The 15,092-nt window shown below is 37.9% G+C and carries 14 protein-coding genes, 1 other RNA gene and 2 pseudogenes; 3 read left to right on the top strand and 14 right to left on the bottom strand.

Annotated elements, in window-relative coordinates; translation table 11 throughout:
• The first annotated feature begins 62 nt into the window (after positions 1 to 62).
• Positions 63 to 430: a transfer-messenger RNA gene (ssrA, locus tag JZO71_RS05505) on the top strand.
• A 239-nt stretch (positions 431 to 669) separates the two neighbouring features.
• Positions 670 to 798, top strand: a pseudogene (locus JZO71_RS12485) (IS3 family transposase); the annotation flags it as partial.
• A 145-nt stretch (positions 799 to 943) separates the two neighbouring features.
• Here JZO71_RS12485 and JZO71_RS05500 read toward each other — a convergent pair.
• The 6 genes from JZO71_RS05500 to JZO71_RS05475 all read right to left on the bottom strand — a co-directional run bounded on the left by JZO71_RS05500 (position 944) and on the right by JZO71_RS05475 (position 4,656).
• Positions 944 to 1,381 (bottom strand): GNAT family N-acetyltransferase, encoded by a 438-nt coding sequence (locus tag JZO71_RS05500; RefSeq protein WP_206898545.1) that lies wholly within the window; start codon positions 1,379 to 1,381, stop codon positions 944 to 946.
• 156 nt (positions 1,382 to 1,537) lie between these two features.
• Positions 1,538 to 1,774 (bottom strand): hypothetical protein, encoded by a 237-nt coding sequence (locus JZO71_RS05495; RefSeq protein WP_206898544.1) that lies wholly within the window; start codon positions 1,772 to 1,774, stop codon positions 1,538 to 1,540.
• 269 nt (positions 1,775 to 2,043) lie between these two features.
• Positions 2,044 to 3,261, bottom strand: coding sequence for a tyrosine-type recombinase/integrase (locus JZO71_RS05490; RefSeq protein ID WP_001291561.1), 1,218 nt, complete (start codon positions 3,259 to 3,261; stop codon positions 2,044 to 2,046).
• Positions 3,262 to 3,342: 81 nt separating this feature from the next.
• Complete coding sequence (locus JZO71_RS05485) at positions 3,343 to 3,546, bottom strand: excisionase (protein WP_000814511.1); 204 nt, start codon at positions 3,544 to 3,546, stop codon at positions 3,343 to 3,345.
• A 460-nt stretch (positions 3,547 to 4,006) separates the two neighbouring features.
• Entirely contained in the window at positions 4,007 to 4,237 is a 231-nt protein-coding gene (locus JZO71_RS05480; RefSeq protein WP_000857133.1) for a helix-turn-helix domain-containing protein, read from the bottom strand.
• Entirely contained in the window at positions 4,234 to 4,656 is a 423-nt protein-coding gene (locus tag JZO71_RS05475) for a sigma-70 family RNA polymerase sigma factor (protein WP_000804885.1), read from the bottom strand. The genes JZO71_RS05480 and JZO71_RS05475 overlap by 4 nt, the downstream gene beginning before the upstream one ends.
• A gap of 504 nt (positions 4,657 to 5,160) precedes the next feature.
• On the opposite strand from JZO71_RS05475, the gene JZO71_RS05470 reads away from it, so the two are divergent.
• A complete protein-coding gene (locus JZO71_RS05470) occupies positions 5,161 to 5,514 on the top strand; it encodes a helix-turn-helix transcriptional regulator (RefSeq protein WP_001227347.1) in 354 nt (117 codons plus the stop codon).
• A 59-nt stretch (positions 5,515 to 5,573) separates the two neighbouring features.
• On the opposite strand, the gene JZO71_RS05465 is transcribed toward JZO71_RS05470, so the two are convergent.
• From JZO71_RS05465 to JZO71_RS05430, 8 genes and pseudogenes are all read right to left on the bottom strand, one after another.
• Entirely contained in the window at positions 5,574 to 5,741 is a 168-nt protein-coding gene (locus JZO71_RS05465; RefSeq protein WP_000336323.1) for a cysteine-rich KTR domain-containing protein, read from the bottom strand.
• 118 nt (positions 5,742 to 5,859) lie between these two features.
• Positions 5,860 to 7,779, bottom strand: coding sequence for a tetracycline resistance ribosomal protection protein Tet(M) (gene tet(M) / locus JZO71_RS05460; protein WP_000691749.1), 1,920 nt, complete (start codon positions 7,777 to 7,779; stop codon positions 5,860 to 5,862).
• Between the two features lie 15 nt (positions 7,780 to 7,794).
• Positions 7,795 to 7,842: pseudogene (locus tag JZO71_RS12625) on the bottom strand (hypothetical protein); the annotation flags it as partial.
• A gap of 313 nt (positions 7,843 to 8,155) precedes the next feature.
• Positions 8,156 to 9,088: a conjugal transfer protein gene (locus JZO71_RS05450; RefSeq protein ID WP_001224318.1), complete on the bottom strand. Its 933-nt coding sequence runs from the start codon at positions 9,086 to 9,088 to the stop codon at positions 8,156 to 8,158.
• Positions 9,085 to 10,086 (bottom strand): bifunctional lytic transglycosylase/C40 family peptidase, encoded by a 1,002-nt coding sequence (locus JZO71_RS05445; RefSeq protein WP_000769868.1) that lies wholly within the window; start codon positions 10,084 to 10,086, stop codon positions 9,085 to 9,087. The genes JZO71_RS05450 and JZO71_RS05445 overlap by 4 nt, the downstream gene beginning before the upstream one ends.
• Positions 10,083 to 12,260 (bottom strand): CD3337/EF1877 family mobilome membrane protein, encoded by a 2,178-nt coding sequence (locus tag JZO71_RS05440; protein WP_000804748.1) that lies wholly within the window; start codon positions 12,258 to 12,260, stop codon positions 10,083 to 10,085. Before JZO71_RS05440 ends, JZO71_RS05445 begins: the two co-directional genes overlap by 4 nt.
• A gap of 2 nt (positions 12,261 to 12,262) precedes the next feature.
• On the bottom strand, positions 12,263 to 14,710 hold the full coding sequence (tcpF, locus tag JZO71_RS05435; protein WP_002338091.1) for a conjugal transfer ATPase TcpF: 2,448 nt from the start codon (positions 14,708 to 14,710) through the stop codon (positions 12,263 to 12,265).
• Positions 14,694 to 15,086, bottom strand: coding sequence for a conjugal transfer protein (locus tag JZO71_RS05430; RefSeq protein ID WP_000723888.1), 393 nt, complete (start codon positions 15,084 to 15,086; stop codon positions 14,694 to 14,696). The genes tcpF and JZO71_RS05430 overlap by 17 nt, the downstream gene beginning before the upstream one ends.
• Positions 15,087 to 15,092: the final 6 nt, after the last annotated feature.

Raw genomic sequence — 15,092 nt, 5'->3', positions numbered from 1 at the left:
ATAAATGAAAATGTGGTATACTGATTTTGTGCATAATGCATCTGTAACCCTTGTTACTTTACGGGGGCGTTACGGATTCGACAGGCACAGTTTGAGCTTGAATTGCGTTTCGTAGGTTACGTCTACGTTAAAACGTTACAGTTAAATATAACTGCTAAAAACGAAAACTATTCTTACGCTTTAGCTGCCTAAAAACAGTTAGCGTAGATCCTCTCGGTATCGCCCATGTGCTCGAGTAAGGGTCCTAACTTTAGTGGGATACATTTCAACTTTCCGTCTGTAAGTTGAAAAAGAGCGCATCAGACTAGCAATACAAAATGCCTGTCACTCGGCAAGTTGTAAAGCGAAACCTTAAATGAGTTGACTATGAACGTAGATTTTTAAGTGGCGATGTGTTTGGACGCGGGTTCGACTCCCGCCGTCTCCATATTTATATTGTTGAGACAAACAATAATCCGAAAAAACGTTGTTCAATCAACGTTTTTTTATTTTGGTCAAATAGAGAAAAGTAGCAAAACACAAACTTTTTGTATTTAAATCATAAACGAAGTGATAAATATACCACTTTAAAATGAGAAAATTCTACATCATCAAAAAATGAGCCCTTTTCTTGCTTAAAGTAAATGAATCTATATCTCAACAAAAAAACGTTATCTGAAGGCGTTCCATAAAGGAACATCTCCAGATAACGCACCGATAGAATCGTTTCATGCTTTATTAAAGTCTGAAACGTTCTACATTCTAAAAGAATCAATAGGCTCTAATAATAGAGTAATCGAGATCGTCAAAAATTACATTTTTTAGAATACTCATGGTAGCTAAATTAGACTCCTATTCTTCAATTGAATATTGTATGAAATCAACTATTTGACCTGCTCTTTTTATTTTGTAACAGAAAATAGTTATACTTTCTTCTTATGCTTTCCCTTTTTATTCAATTAATCTATAAAAATTTTTCCATTCGAATATGCTCAACTGGCGCAATCGTCATCAAATACGTATCCCCATACGCAACGTAACCCATTTTTTCATAAAATGATTGAGCACTTACCCGCGCTTCTAATTCGATTCTTTTGGCTTGCTCTTTTTTTGCATGAAGTTCCAGATGTATCAGTAATTGTTTACCTACACCTGCACTTTGCCTTTGCGAATCAACACATAGATACTCAACTTTCATTTTTGATTCATCCAGCTTCTGACTAAGCACACCAACACCTAAAAGGAAGTCATCATCAAATGCTCCAAGAATGTATTGCTCCGCCTCGTGTGAAAAATCCTCTTCTTCAATCGTTAACCCCAGTGGAGCGCGCATGACTTTATTTCGCAAGTTTAACGTTTGTTGATATTTTTCTGAGTCGTACTCAATTTTTTGGATATCCATTTTCTTCATTCCTTTCAAGTAATCAATAAAACTAGTTCCCAGTATAGCCATTCTTCGGTAAATTTTAAAGGGTAAATAAACACTACAATCATTTTTTCAAAAAAAAAAAAACCATTAAACACCTTTGCTAGGTGTTTAATGGTTTTACTTACTGAATTAGGCAATTTCAATCAAACAATACTCTGAAGCTTCTTGAGGATAAACTTCAGAATACTTAGCCATTACTTTTCCAGCTTTATCCTGAACTTCTGCATGATCGATACTATCGTATTCTTCTACACAAAGAATCACTGAGTTCTCTAATTTTTTTATGATTTCACCAGTCACTTTCTTTTTCAATCCGATCGCATGGCATTCATAAGTTTGTCCCAAAATGATTTCTTCTTTTTTCATAGTTAATCACCTTCTAATTATTTTATAATCTCATTGGAATTATATTAACATTAAAATCAAATGAAGAAAAATGATAACTTAAGTATTTTTCTATTAAACAAAGTATAAATTTCTAATTATCTTTTTATATTTTCTTAAATGCTCGTAAAGCCTTATTCTATGTGCTTTCGAGTATTTTTACTGTAGGAAGATACTTCACGTTTCTTTGCATATTTCCTCATGTCTTAGCTGTCAGAAGTGGTAAATAAGTAGTAAATTCATTTGTACTACTAAGCAACAAGACGCTCCTGTTGCTTCTCTTTATTCAAGCGTTTCATTTCTGCCATTGCAGAATCGAATGTTGCATGTGCGTAATAGTTCAGCGTCATGGCTATATTAGCATGTCCCATAATGTACTGTAATGCCTTTGGATTCATTCCTGCATTTGCATAGTTGGTACAGAATGTATGTCGCAAACTATGTGGAGTGATGTGTGGCAATTTATCCTCGTTATACTTATTGTATTTCTTAACAAGACCTTTCATCATGCCGTTGTAATCACTTGCCACTTTTGGATAGTTCTTTCTATTAAGAAAGAGGAAATCACTATATCCATCAATCTCAACACGCTTATCATTCTTTCGATTCGCTAACACTCGCTTAAATGCTTGATAGGCTTCTTCAACCATAGGAACTTGACGTTCGCCACTTTTGGTCTTTGGTGTTTCAATGTAGTACCCAATTTCAGTATCTCTCAATAGCTGATGGTCTATATTGACAAGACGATTCTCAAAATCTAAATCTGGAAGTGTCAAACCACCAAACTCTGAAATACGAAGACCTGTTTTTAAGAGTATCAGAATTTCATCATAATTTTTGCTGTAGGTTTTATCAGCTTTTGCAAAGGCTAACAGTTTTTCTTCCTGTTCTTCTGTTAGTACGGTCTTAGGGACAGTATCATCATCAAGAACTGCTTTCAGTTGAAAGTCAAATGGATTCTTCCGAACACAATCATCTTGTATAGCAATATAGAATGAAGCCTTTAAAGAACGTTTGTAGTTATTGATGGTTTGATAAGCATAACCATTTTCACTCATTCTAATAGCCCATTCTTTAGCGTCTGATGGCTTAATACTGTCAATACTTCTTACACCTAACTTGTCTTTCTTCAAAATATCCATAAGATATTTGCGTCCAGTTTCAGTGTTTTTTCTAACCTTTGGTCTTTGAGCGTTCTGTTTTGCGTAAAGCTGGCAGAGTGTCATTTTCTTTCCTACAACATCAATACCATCATGAATGTCTTTCTGTAACTCTGCGATTTTCTCTCTAAGTGAGATACAATCACGCTTTCCTGCTGGTACTCGGTCTGTAGCCACAAGTTTCCACGAGTAAACAAATTGCGGTTCTCCAAATGAATCTATATATTTGTATAAGTATCTTCCGTCTTTTCGTTGGCTCTCTCCAGTCTTTAAGATTCGACCTTTATTGTCACGTCTTTTTTCTGACATGGCATTTGCTCCTTTCCTTTATGGAAAGAGCCTTGATACGACTTAATACTATTTTATCATATACAAGACCCTTTGGCGACGCTAGATTGCGTCCAATGTATCTATAATTTTTTCAAATTGTTTTCGTTTAATCTGAATACGATTGCCATTCATAATCAGCCAATTTGCATTTTTATTTTCCTCTGCCAAGCGTCGTAGCTTGTTTTCGCCAATACGAAAATATTTTGACGCTTCTTCAATGGTTAGGGTATAACGTTCCCAAATAGGAATGTCAGTCTGCTTCATAAAATCCTCCTTTCCAAATCACTTATTTGGATTTCATAAAAGTTGTTTTACCAGCAATCGAACAGCTTTAGCAAAGCTCACGGGAGTTCCACCCCTGCATGGTTCTCATGTAGCCATACTCATTGCCTGCGACGGTTTTATCACGCTCGGACTATTGACTGTATGGGAGTATCATTATCACGATAAGAATGTCGTTGCAGGCAATCCTGCTAAAGATTGCTTCTCGGATCACTAACATGAATCGCTCGCTATCTTTATAAGATAGGTCATGGCGGTTAGTTCCGTTGGCTCTTTTCTTATCGAAACGTATTCGATTACTTTTATTCAGTTTTCAAAGAACAATGGCTCGTTAGCCTATCAAAACACATTGAAAGCTCAATATGCTTTGGTGGAATAACAAACCTCCCTGTTCGGGAAGCGTGGAATGGTTTAGCACGCTTCCACGAAAGGAGAGAGGATATTACTTAATTTCAAATGACAAAATCTTTGTAATCAGTCTGGTTTCCATTCTTCCACGTAAGACTTCATCAACGACCATACTTTGATTGCCATATTCATCTTTCATAAGTCGTAGGGAACGCTTCGTTATGTACCCTCTGTAATGATGTAGAATCTGGTTAATCGCTTCGGTATCGCCATCTGTTGCCTTTACAATGAGAGGAAAGGGAATCATAGGATATTGTGTTTTCATTCTTCAAATTCCTCCATAAACTTTTTAATTAAGGCTAGTCCACTGGTTCTATGCCGATAGACAGTAGAACGGTTCAATTTCAACAGGTCTGCAATTTCTGAATCGCTCATGTCCATAAAGTAAAACAGCAGTAGAATTTCACGTTTCTTGTCTGGCAACTCACGTAATGCTTCACTCAACAAATCATTTTCAACGCCTACTGATAACCCATTGAGTGTAAAAATCTGAAAGTCAGTTGAATAGTTATCTGTTGTCGCAAACTGGCTAACAAGATAATCGCCAACATCCGAAAAGGACACCTCACGCTTTGCAATCCTTGAAAGATAAAGCATATAATTCTTTCGCTCGTCTTCCATAGCACGTTTACAGATATAGTCAAACTGATTTTCTATTGTGGTCTGAAAAGAAGATGGTTTCATGTTTCTCACCCCCTTTCTGTCTAGGAAAGGAAGTGAGCCTTGCTCGTTTATCTCCTTTCACTCTTAGTCCCAATGTGAAAGGGGGATTTGTTGCATTACTGATAAATAAACTTTGTAAAAAAGTTCTGAATAGCCAAAAAAGCATATAAACAGATTTATTTCTCTGTTTACATGCTTCTGTTATTCTATCTATATGATTTATAAAACCACATTGGTGGACGTACTTATCTATTGCAGATAGACGACTTTTTTTGACAAGAACCCAATGTAAGGAAATTTATTGTATATGATGTACTTCATGGCGACGTTGACCTCCAACAAACCGCCATTTGGAAGTAATATACAATATTTTAACAGCGTAAATAGCACTACCATATAACGGTTTTTTTTATTGGCGTTTAGTAGTGCTTTTTATTAAATATAAACCTATAAACCATATAACACGTTTTTCTATACCTGTTTTTAATTCAGTAGGAACAATAAAATGTATAGAGGTGGTCTACTATGCGTAAAAAAGAAGATAAATATGATTTTAGAGCCTTTGGTTTAGCCATTAAAGAAGCTCGATTGAAACGAGGTTTAACTCGTGAACAAGTGGGAGCATTGATTGAAATTGACCCACGGTACTTAACTAATATTGAAAATAAAGGGCAACACCCCAGCATACAAGTTCTTTATGACCTTGTATCGTTACTTCATGTTTCCGTTGATGAATTTTTCTTACCTGCTAATAACTTGGTAAAAAGCACCCGACGATTACAGATAGAGAAATACATGGATAGCTTTACAGACAAAGAACTATCCTTAATGGAATCTTTAGCCAGCGGTATCAACGAAGCAAGAAACATCGAAGACTAATTAAAAGAATCCATACATAACGGAAAGAGCCGATAAAATGAGATTGTATTAATCTCATTTTATCGGCTCTGCGTCTTTGCGTCTGGCTCTGTAATCACAGTTACTTTGAACTGCTTTATTTCAATTAAATTTTCTTGTCTGCATTTCGGACAATAGAGGGGGAATTTTTTTAATTCAGTATCTTCCCTTATCTTTAATCGTGTTTTATTTCCACATACAGGACACAATATCCACTTGTAGTTTATAATAACTATCTCCTCCTTTACACTTTAATTCAAATCTTTATTAAAAAATATTTCATCTTATTTAACAAGAAACCATATTTATATAACAACATAAAATACACTAAGTTATTTTATTGAACATATATCGTACTTTATCTATCCGACTATTTGGACGACGGGGCTGGCAAACAGGTTCACCGGTAGTAACATGGTACCCTTTTAACTCTGTTAAACAAACACTACGTCCATTTGTAAAGAAAGTTAAATCACTACGATATTCTTGAATACACCGAGCAGGGATTTCTCCACTAAGAATGACCTCATTATTTTTCAATTGAGTGTCTACGATGTTCGCACAATATTTAGGAGCATCGTTGTATGCTCGTGAAAGATATTCCTGTGGCGCATAAATTTTAAAACTAAGATATGGCTCTAACAATTCTGTTCCAGCTTTTTTTAAGACTTGTTCCAATACAATAGGAGCAAGCATCCGAAAATCTGCTGGGGTACTAACAGGGCTATAGTATAAGCCATACTTAAAACAGATTTTACAGTCCGTCACATTCCAACCATACAATCCTTGTTCACAACCATAGCGTATCCCTTCCATAACTGCATTTTGAAATGATTGATTTAAGTATCCAAGAGAAACCGAGCTCTCATACTGCATTCCACTTCCCAACGGAAGCGGTGATACAGATAAACCAATGGAAGCCCAGAAAGGATTTGGCGGCACTTCGATGTGAATGGTATATTCTGCATTTTTTAACGGTCTCTCCATATAAATGACTGTAGGCTCTTTTAGTTCTATCTCCACATGATACTTTTCTTGCAACAGTGCACTAATCACTTCCATTTGTACTTTCCCTAAGAAAGAAAGTATAATTTCATGTGTCGTAGAATCCACGTAATATCGTAGAAGCGGATCACTATCTGAGATTTCCAAAAGGGCATCAAGCAACATTTCTCTCTGTTCAGGTTTACTCGGTTCAACAGTTGTTTGTAGTAGAGGGTGCGGATTTTCAATCTTTTTTCTCTGTGGCAATAGTTTTGTATCTCCAAGAACACTATTTAACTTCAAAAACTCATTTTGCAAAATAACAATTTCTCCAGAATAAGCTCTATCAATCTTACATAATTCACCATTTATTGAAGTATACATTTCTGTAACTTTTATTTTTTCTTTTTCTGATACTCTAACCGAATCTCGTAAATGTAGTACTCCACTATAAAGGCGTATATATGCAAGACGTTGTCTTTTTTTTGTATATTCAATTTTGAAAACATTTCCGCAAAGTTCAGACGGACCTCGATGTGTTGATGAATAAAATTTATTAGTAATAACTTCTATAAGGTTATCAATCCCTATATTACTTTTTGCACTTCCATGATAAAGAGGGAACAGAGAACAATTCTGAAATCTTATGCTTTCCTCTTGTTCGAGTTCCAATGCTTCTAATGATTTACCGGACATATATTTCTCTAAAAGGTCATCGTTTCCCTCTATTACCGTATCCCATTGTTCAGATTCGGTAAAGTTCGTCACACACACATTAGGATACAGTTCTACCTTCTGTTTGATTACAATTTCGGCAGAAAGTTTCTCTTTAATATCCTGATAAACCGTTGATAAATCAATTCCATTTTGGTCAATCTTATTGATAAAAAAGATTGTGGGAATCCCCATTTTCCTAAGTGCATGAAATAATATACGAGTTTGTGCTTGTACGCCATCTTTTGCAGAAATCAGTAGAATTGCCCCATCTAAAACTGATAATGAACGATATACTTCTGCTAAGAAATCCATATGTCCTGGCGTGTCTATGATGTTCACCTTCGTATTTTCCCACTGAAAAGAGGTTATTCCTGTCTGAATTGTAATTCCTCTCTGACGTTCTAAAAGCGTATTATCCGTCCTCGTTGTACCTTTGTCCACGCTTCCTAATTCTGTAATCGCTCCACTGTTATATAATAAGCTTTCTGTTAAGGTAGTTTTTCCTGCATCAACATGAGCTAAAACTCCAATATTAATAATTTTCATGTGATTTTCCTCCATTCAAAAGCCCAAAAGGGCATAAAAATCCCAGTGATAAATACTCTTATCACTGGGATTTTTATGCATAACCATAGGCATACAAAGCATACAGATATTCTCCGGATACTTTAGAATCACATGATAAAAGTATTCTTAAACTGGGTACAAAAAACTAAGCCCTCCTAAAAAAGGACATCCAATTATTTGTTCCCGCTATCAAATTGACAGTTTATTTAAGAATACCTTGCCGCATATTTATTAACTCCTTTTAAATAGATACTTAAATAATAGCACGTAAGAGCATATTTGTAAAGGAATCTCCAATTTTTTATCAAAGAGAGTACGTGATTACAAAATAGCTGTAATAATGTACCAATATTTGTTATTCTATAATCTTCCAATTACTCCCGTTCTTTTCAAGTACCAAATCAAATTGAGATACCTGCGTTGCTTTGGTCTGCTGGTCGATATACTCCACTGTCAGCGATACCGTGACTTGATTATCCTTACGATTGTGAATAGGATTTACCAGTTCTTGAAAGATGTACTCTTTTCCGATTGGTTTTAATATCCCGTCATTCACATAGTAGGAAAGTTCACTGGCTGTCGCTGTAGGATAGAGCTTGAAGAACGTCGTTAAAAACTCATTGATTTCATTGGTTGTAATGGAATCAACCGTCCCCTCACTTTCAATGGCTTTTGGTTTATAACTTGATTTCTTAGGTATGTTGGTAATGGTCGGATTCTTAACCAGTACCATATTTCCAGAACCATCTACATAGACACTCACTATATAAGCAGAGTGGACGGTCTTTGTATTTTCTCCCTCTGTAATGAGCTGGTCTACACTGTAGGTTACATTAAACTCATTGTCGCCAGTTGGCTCTACCGTCCATATCTGAAATCCTCTTACAGAAGACGATACAGGAATATCTTTGCGTACTGTATCAACATTGAGAGCTTGAAGTTCATCTGTCAGATAGCCTTTTAGACTTTCCATTCGATTATCAATGGACTTATCGGATTGCTCCCATGAATAGTAGACTTTCGCAAAGTTCTCTACAAAATTTTCTACATGATGAGTATCAACGTATTCCTTTTCTATGATAGTTGTTTCGTGAATAGTATGAGTATCTATAGCTGTAAAGTGCTTGAATATCGCAAAGCTGAAACTAAGCCCTAAAAGTACCCACAAGGCAATCACAACCTTTTTATGAGGATTGACCTTATAGACACGAGGTTTCTTTTCCTTTGGTATCTGTTTTTCTTTATTCTGATTTTTTCTAAATTTCATCATTAAATCTTCCTTTCTCATTGTTTGATTCGTCCTGCTCCCACTAAATGCTGTTGCCAGTAGGGGCTTGTTAAGTCGGCATAACCGATTGGGTCGCCTGCATGAAACATACGGTTATTGCCAAGGTATATCCCAACATGAGTAATATAAGAGCCAGCGTTATAGGTAGAATGAAAGAAAACCAAATCGCCAGCTTGTGCTTCCGATAGTGGGATATGCTGGGTCACATCATATTGCTGTTGTGCGGTTCGTGGTAAGTTAATTCCAGCTTTTCCATACGTCCATTGTGTCAGTCCGCTACAATCAAAAGAAGTAGTCGGGGAAGCTCCACCGTAAACGTATCGCCAGCCCTCATATTTCAGTGCTTCGTCCATGATGGCTTGTACCGTATCATCATCAAACTCTGTTGTGACAAGATACTGCGTTACCAGTTGCACATAAAACATATTGCCATAGTTGTATCGCCAGCCCCCATTGATAGGTATGGCTATGGGATTGGGGTAAGACACTTTTTCGCCACCTGAATACTCTTTTGAGAAACTTTGAGCCAGTTCAAAGGTATATTTATTTCCACGATTAGCCACATACCCTAAGAAACCACCACCATAATTGTAGGACTGGATAACCGATTCTAAATCTACACTGAGCCTTTCGCTACTGGCTAATAATTCACTGAAATACTTCACACCTTGCTTAATGGATTCTTCTGTACTCAATGAATTAGGTGGAAGACCGAGGGATTCCGAGGACTGCATAACATCTTCCGCAGTACCGCCCGATTCCACCTGTATAATCGCAAGAAGTATGTTGACATATTCTTCAACGCCATATTCTTTGGCATATTTTTCTACCATAGGCTTATGAGCCAGCACTTCTGCGGAAACATTCACACCTCCATAATGAATATTGGAAATTCCGCTGTCCTGTTCATCTGAAAATAAAATGGCAACAAACAGAAGCAGTGAGAAGACCATCAAGAATAATCCAGAACCACCAATCACTAAAGTTTTCAACTTCATGGTTTCTTACCGACTTTCTTAATGGTGGCGGTTTTGATTGGTGGTCTACTTCTTGTATTTTGTAGTGGTACTCTTTGAACAGTAGACGGACGTTCTTTTGTGATTGGACGTTGTGAAGTTCTATCTGCTGTAGTGGTTGAAGTTGCTGGCTTTTGAACGGTTTTTTCTTGAACGGTATTGCCTTGGCGTTCCACTTTTGGACTTGAAAAATCGGACTTAACTGCTGGACGCTCTTGTTTGGCTTGTTGAGATTCCTTATATGAAGTCTGAATATTAGACTGTTTTGAGGTCTGTTCATCATGATATTGTTCTTGTCTTGTAGTCGGTCTTTCATGAACAGAAGAAGCAGGCTGTTTTTTCTGTTTGACCTGTTCCATTTCAGAGCGACGCTTCGCAATGGTTTTTCGCCTTTGTTCCTGCTGTTCCTTGCGTCCACTGGCTCTGTCCGCTTTGGTTTGAGAAATACTACTGGTTAAATCACGGACATTCTCTTTTACTTTGGATTTTCCTTGATATACTGCATATCTTGCATTGGTCGGCAAATCTTTAACCTGTTCTTTCAAACCACTAGCAGTGTCTACCATTCTGTCTTTGGTATCAGCTACTGTACCGATGGTTTGACCGATACGTTTTCCAAGTGTTGATTTTTCCTTTCCGTCTGGTCGGGAGTGATCTGCTTGTGTCCTTGCAGAACTCCCCGAACCCGACTGTCCTTTTTTACCTGTAACAATGGCAGACCCAGCCCCTAGAGTAGTCATGGAACGTCCAAGTTTCCGCTGTAGACGGTGCATGTGAGCGTGCATAAGCATACGAGGTTTTCTCATCACACGACTTCCCACACTTTGAGAATCGTTACTCTGTAGAGAAAACATACTCATTAAATCGCCCAGCTTGAAGTAGATTCCTGCAAAGGTCACAATCTGTAGAAAAGCAATCAAAAAGAACGGATAACCAGCCGATAAGGTATAGAGCATGGTTGAAATACTAAATGCTGTCGTAATAATCAATGTGATTCCAGCTCGTGTCAAAATGGTATTAAAGAGCTTTGTTATGGCTCGTTTTGACATACCATCAAATGATGGAATCATGCTTAAAATAAAGCTCACAGGCAGAAACATAGCATAGATGATAAAAAGTACCTGCGAGAAAATCATGATTCCTGTTAATAGGAATACAAATATGGAAATCCCAATATTGAAGACAAATAGGAAGAAGACTGTACCTAAACGGTTAATGGTCTTTGTAATGGTTAGATTGGTATTGCTTCTGTCTTCAATTTCTTCCGCAACAATTTTTTCTCTGTCTTCGCCATTGTTGGAATCTGGGCTGGTGGAGAGCAGGCTTTCCACACGGTCAATACCGATACTTTCAATGTCTGAACTGTTGTATTGAAGCAGTAGCCACGGTTGCTGAACCTGTATGGAAAACAGGCTATCTCTGATTAAGTCCACGCTGTCCTTGCCTTGACTATCGGAATGGGGCATGACAATCTTCGTGCCAAGTGATAAACTGGCATTACTGATGTCTGATGAAAAGTCATTGATTTTTTTAATGTAGTCGGGAGCGTAGGCAATAAAGGAAGCCGATAGGATAAACACCAGCACAAAATTCATAATGGCATGAATTGCCTTTGTGGTTTCTCTCTTTATCAGTCCCGTATAGGCAACATAAACCCCAAGAACCAAAATCAAGAGTAAGAGGAATCCAACATAGAAACCCTCTGTTGAAAATCCGTTTGCACTCACACCAGCTAAGGTCTGCATATTCTTACCAATGGAATCTGCTGTAGCGGAAATGAAGTCTAAGGAATAGGCTTCCTGTACTAAGTAACCTGTCGCATTGGAAACATACAAACTGATTGTCCAAATAAAATTGGTAATGGCATATAGTCCATACATGACCTGTTTTCCAATCCCGTCCGACCAGTTCCACGGAAGCCAGCCCCAGCTATTATCCACATAAAAATCCAGTTGATAGTTTTCAAGTGGGTATCGGCTGTATTCATTTGCCACATTGACCGTATCATCTACCAAGCCCGCAGCTTGAACCACCGTTCCCAGCATGGCTAAAAGAAAAATGGCAATCACAAGTGTGAAAGCCACTGTCATTGCCACTTTACCTAGACGTTTCAGCGTCCAGTTTGATTTTATTCTGTTTACTATTGATGGTTTCACATTTACACCTCTTTTCGCACAGGTGGTCTGGTATCAAAGGCATGGAGCAGTTCTTCAAATACAGGGTGGAACTGTATCACACCGACACGACCATATAAATCACTGATAAGGCATTGCCCGTTTTCCAAATCACGCAATCGCTTCTGATTGTTTTCGTCCTCTGGGTCTACACCAAAAAAGGCTAAGGTCTTTTTAATCTCGTTAAGGTCAGTGGAACGAAATGCAAATTTTAAGCCGAGGTTATTTTTCAGTTTTTCATCTAAGAGGTCGTCTGTATTTTGGGTCACGAAATATACCCCAGCGTTCATAGCACGACCAGCCCGAACCAGCTTCATAGATAGTGTTTTTCCTTGTGCTACCTGTAAAAAGCTCCATGCTTCGTCTAAATCTACAATCTTGAAAATGCTTCGGTCTGTATGGATAAAGTCTAAAGCAAAGGTACTAATGACAATCAGCATAGCAACGGATAAAAGCTCCATAGTGGTATATTCCTCAAAGGAAGTTTCCTTGTCGGGAAGTACCAAGTCCGCAACCTGTATAATGTTCAGTTGTTTTTCTAAGCTGATAGACTGCTCCACATAACCATTACTGAATAATAAATGTGCAAAGTCATAGTCTGTAAAACTTTCGATATGGTCGGCTATACTGGTACTTAGTGGCGTATTCTCAACCCGTAATTCCTCAATCACTTTCATCAACCCTCGTACTTCACTATTGGTTACTGCACGAATGGCTTTTCTAAGGATTGGGAAGCGTTCCCCATCACGAGAGGAAATCCCCGTAAGGAATGTCAGAATATCAATAGCCAGTGATTCAGAATCTTTGGGATTTTTCATAATCACATAAGGGTCAAGTAAGCCTTTGTTTTTCTCATCAGAAGTCAGAGTGACGATATTGATTTCATGGGAAATCTCTGGCAAGGTTTCTTTCCATCTGCCACGTTCTGCTTTTGGGTCTACAATCACTGCTTGTGCCCCATAAAGCACCGCATAATAGACGATAAGGTTATTCGCAAAGGATTTACCACCACCCAGCGAACCAACAAAAGCCGACGCTAACGCATTGGTTACTGAACCCTTAACCCCTTGACTGGCAAGAGCAGGTTTCAGATAGACATTGCGTCCAGTATCTAAGCTGTAGCCAACATAAATCCCCTCATTTTCCCCCAGCATTTGAGTAGCACCAAAACCTAAACCAGCGAGGAAATCAGAGGTCACGTATTGAATATAATCATTCATATAACGCTTGCTGGCAGGTAAAAATTCTTCATGTAAGCCGAGCATATCCCCAAATGGTCGTACCAGTTTTACGCTTAAATCGTCATAAAAATCTTTCACTTCATTACAACGACGTTTGAGTTCGTCAAGATCATTTGCTGATACCCTTACCACATAAGACAGCTTGTACATAGATTCCTTGCTTTGGTCTAAATTGGTTTCCAGCTCATTCACACTTTCCAGAGCTTCCGCCACATTGGAGCTGGTTTCATTATCACTTTGCCAAGCGTAGTTATCCAAGTCTTTCAGTTCTTTCTTTTTATTGCGGACAGTAGATAGGGCTTTACGATTCGCTACAATTTCCACATTCATTGACGTATCAATCGGGAATGTAAATTGCTGTTGCTGGTAGTAGAAGATTTCAGAGGACGGGAAGTCCAGTTCTCCGACAATGCTGTTAATGGTAAAGTAAGCTACATAGACGGTTTCATCTTCCTGCTGGATTTTCAAATATCGCTGTTTTTCTTCCACCAAACAGCGAGTAGGCTTAATCAAGTCATAGTATTTAATCAGCGTTTCATTATCCAGCTTTTTCTTTGATAGATGGTACTCATACTCTTCATAGGCAGTGCCTGTCTGTCCGTAAAGGTGTTCAATCAGATAGCCGAAGTCGTCCTTATCTAACCTGCGGATTTTGAAACGACGAGAGATTTTATTTTCTAAGAGCTTTTCCATCTTCTGAAAACGCAGGATTTCATCATTACTCATACTAACAAAATCGCCCATCAGCTTATGGTTCACATCATAGACAAAATCAGACAAAGCATTTTTTGCTTCAACGGTAAGACTTTTCATAGAAAACTCCTGATCGTTGAGAAGCAACTTAAAGCCGATAAAGAAACGGTAGTTCACTTGATTTTCGCCAATCATGGATATTAAAGCGTCTGTCTGTTGGTCGATTTTGTCATAGGCAACCGCTTTGAGCTTGCCAGTGACTTCATTTTTGGAACGCTCTTGTGCAGAACGTATGCTGGATTCTGTACTGATTTGTAAAGCATGAATTTTGCCATCACGATTTTGTGCGATAAGCTGTCTGAAAGAATCATGCACTTGTATTTTCTGTTCTGGACTTAGAAATGAGTAATTGTAAGGAACAAGCTCATAGTAAGCATAACATTCCCCGTCTTTATTCCAGACGAGATTGTTTTCAATGTATTTAATTGGATATGCCATAAAATTCACTCCTAACTGCTGTAATGGCTTCTTGTGGCTGGTTTCTGCCAAGCGTTACTTTTTTTCCTGCATAGGTCAGCTTTGGTCGCAGTGCATAAGCAATGACAGACTTCAAAAATCCATAAGGCTTTTTACCATCAAAAGTTTTTGTAGACATAAACCATGTGAAAGCCACAGGAATCCCAAAGTATTTGAGAAATGCTCCCTCTATCATGGAAAGAGGGGGCAAGTTGCCAAGTATCATCACTGCAAAGAGTGACACGACAAACCATGTCATTTGCGTAAAGGTTATGGGAAACGGAAGTCTAAAATCATTGATAGAATACAGTACCTTTTCCACAGACCAGATACTGGTATAGCTTCGTATTTTCTTCATGTAATC

This window comes from Candidatus Enterococcus courvalinii, from assembly GCF_017315945.1.
In the GTDB taxonomy this organism is placed as follows: domain Bacteria; phylum Bacillota; class Bacilli; order Lactobacillales; family Enterococcaceae; genus Enterococcus_B; species Enterococcus_B courvalinii.
Note: the sequence above shows the minus strand (reverse complement) of the source record. Positions and strands in the feature narration are given on the sequence as shown.

Excerpts from the sequence above, each read along its gene's own strand:
- JZO71_RS05500 (WP_206898545.1), bottom strand. The coding sequence starts at position 1,381 with ATGGATATCCAAAAAATTGAGTACGACTCAGAAAAATATCAACAAACG.
- JZO71_RS05495 (WP_206898544.1), bottom strand. The coding sequence starts at position 1,774 with ATGAAAAAAGAAGAAATCATTTTGGGACAAACTTATGAATGCCATGCG.
- JZO71_RS05490 (WP_001291561.1), bottom strand. The coding sequence starts at position 3,261 with ATGTCAGAAAAAAGACGTGACAATAAAGGTCGAATCTTAAAGACTGGA.
- JZO71_RS05485 (WP_000814511.1), bottom strand. The coding sequence starts at position 3,546 with ATGAAGCAGACTGACATTCCTATTTGGGAACGTTATACCCTAACCATT.
- JZO71_RS05480 (WP_000857133.1), bottom strand. The coding sequence starts at position 4,237 with ATGAAAACACAATATCCTATGATTCCCTTTCCTCTCATTGTAAAGGCA.
- JZO71_RS05475 (WP_000804885.1), bottom strand. The coding sequence starts at position 4,656 with ATGAAACCATCTTCTTTTCAGACCACAATAGAAAATCAGTTTGACTAT.
- JZO71_RS05470 (WP_001227347.1), top strand. The coding sequence starts at position 5,161 with ATGCGTAAAAAAGAAGATAAATATGATTTTAGAGCCTTTGGTTTAGCC.
- JZO71_RS05450 (WP_001224318.1), bottom strand. The coding sequence starts at position 9,088 with ATGAGAAAGGAAGATTTAATGATGAAATTTAGAAAAAATCAGAATAAA.
- JZO71_RS05445 (WP_000769868.1), bottom strand. The coding sequence starts at position 10,086 with ATGAAGTTGAAAACTTTAGTGATTGGTGGTTCTGGATTATTCTTGATG.
- tcpF (WP_002338091.1), bottom strand. The coding sequence starts at position 14,710 with ATGGCATATCCAATTAAATACATTGAAAACAATCTCGTCTGGAATAAA.
- JZO71_RS05430 (WP_000723888.1), bottom strand. The coding sequence starts at position 15,086 with ATGAAGAAAATACGAAGCTATACCAGTATCTGGTCTGTGGAAAAGGTA.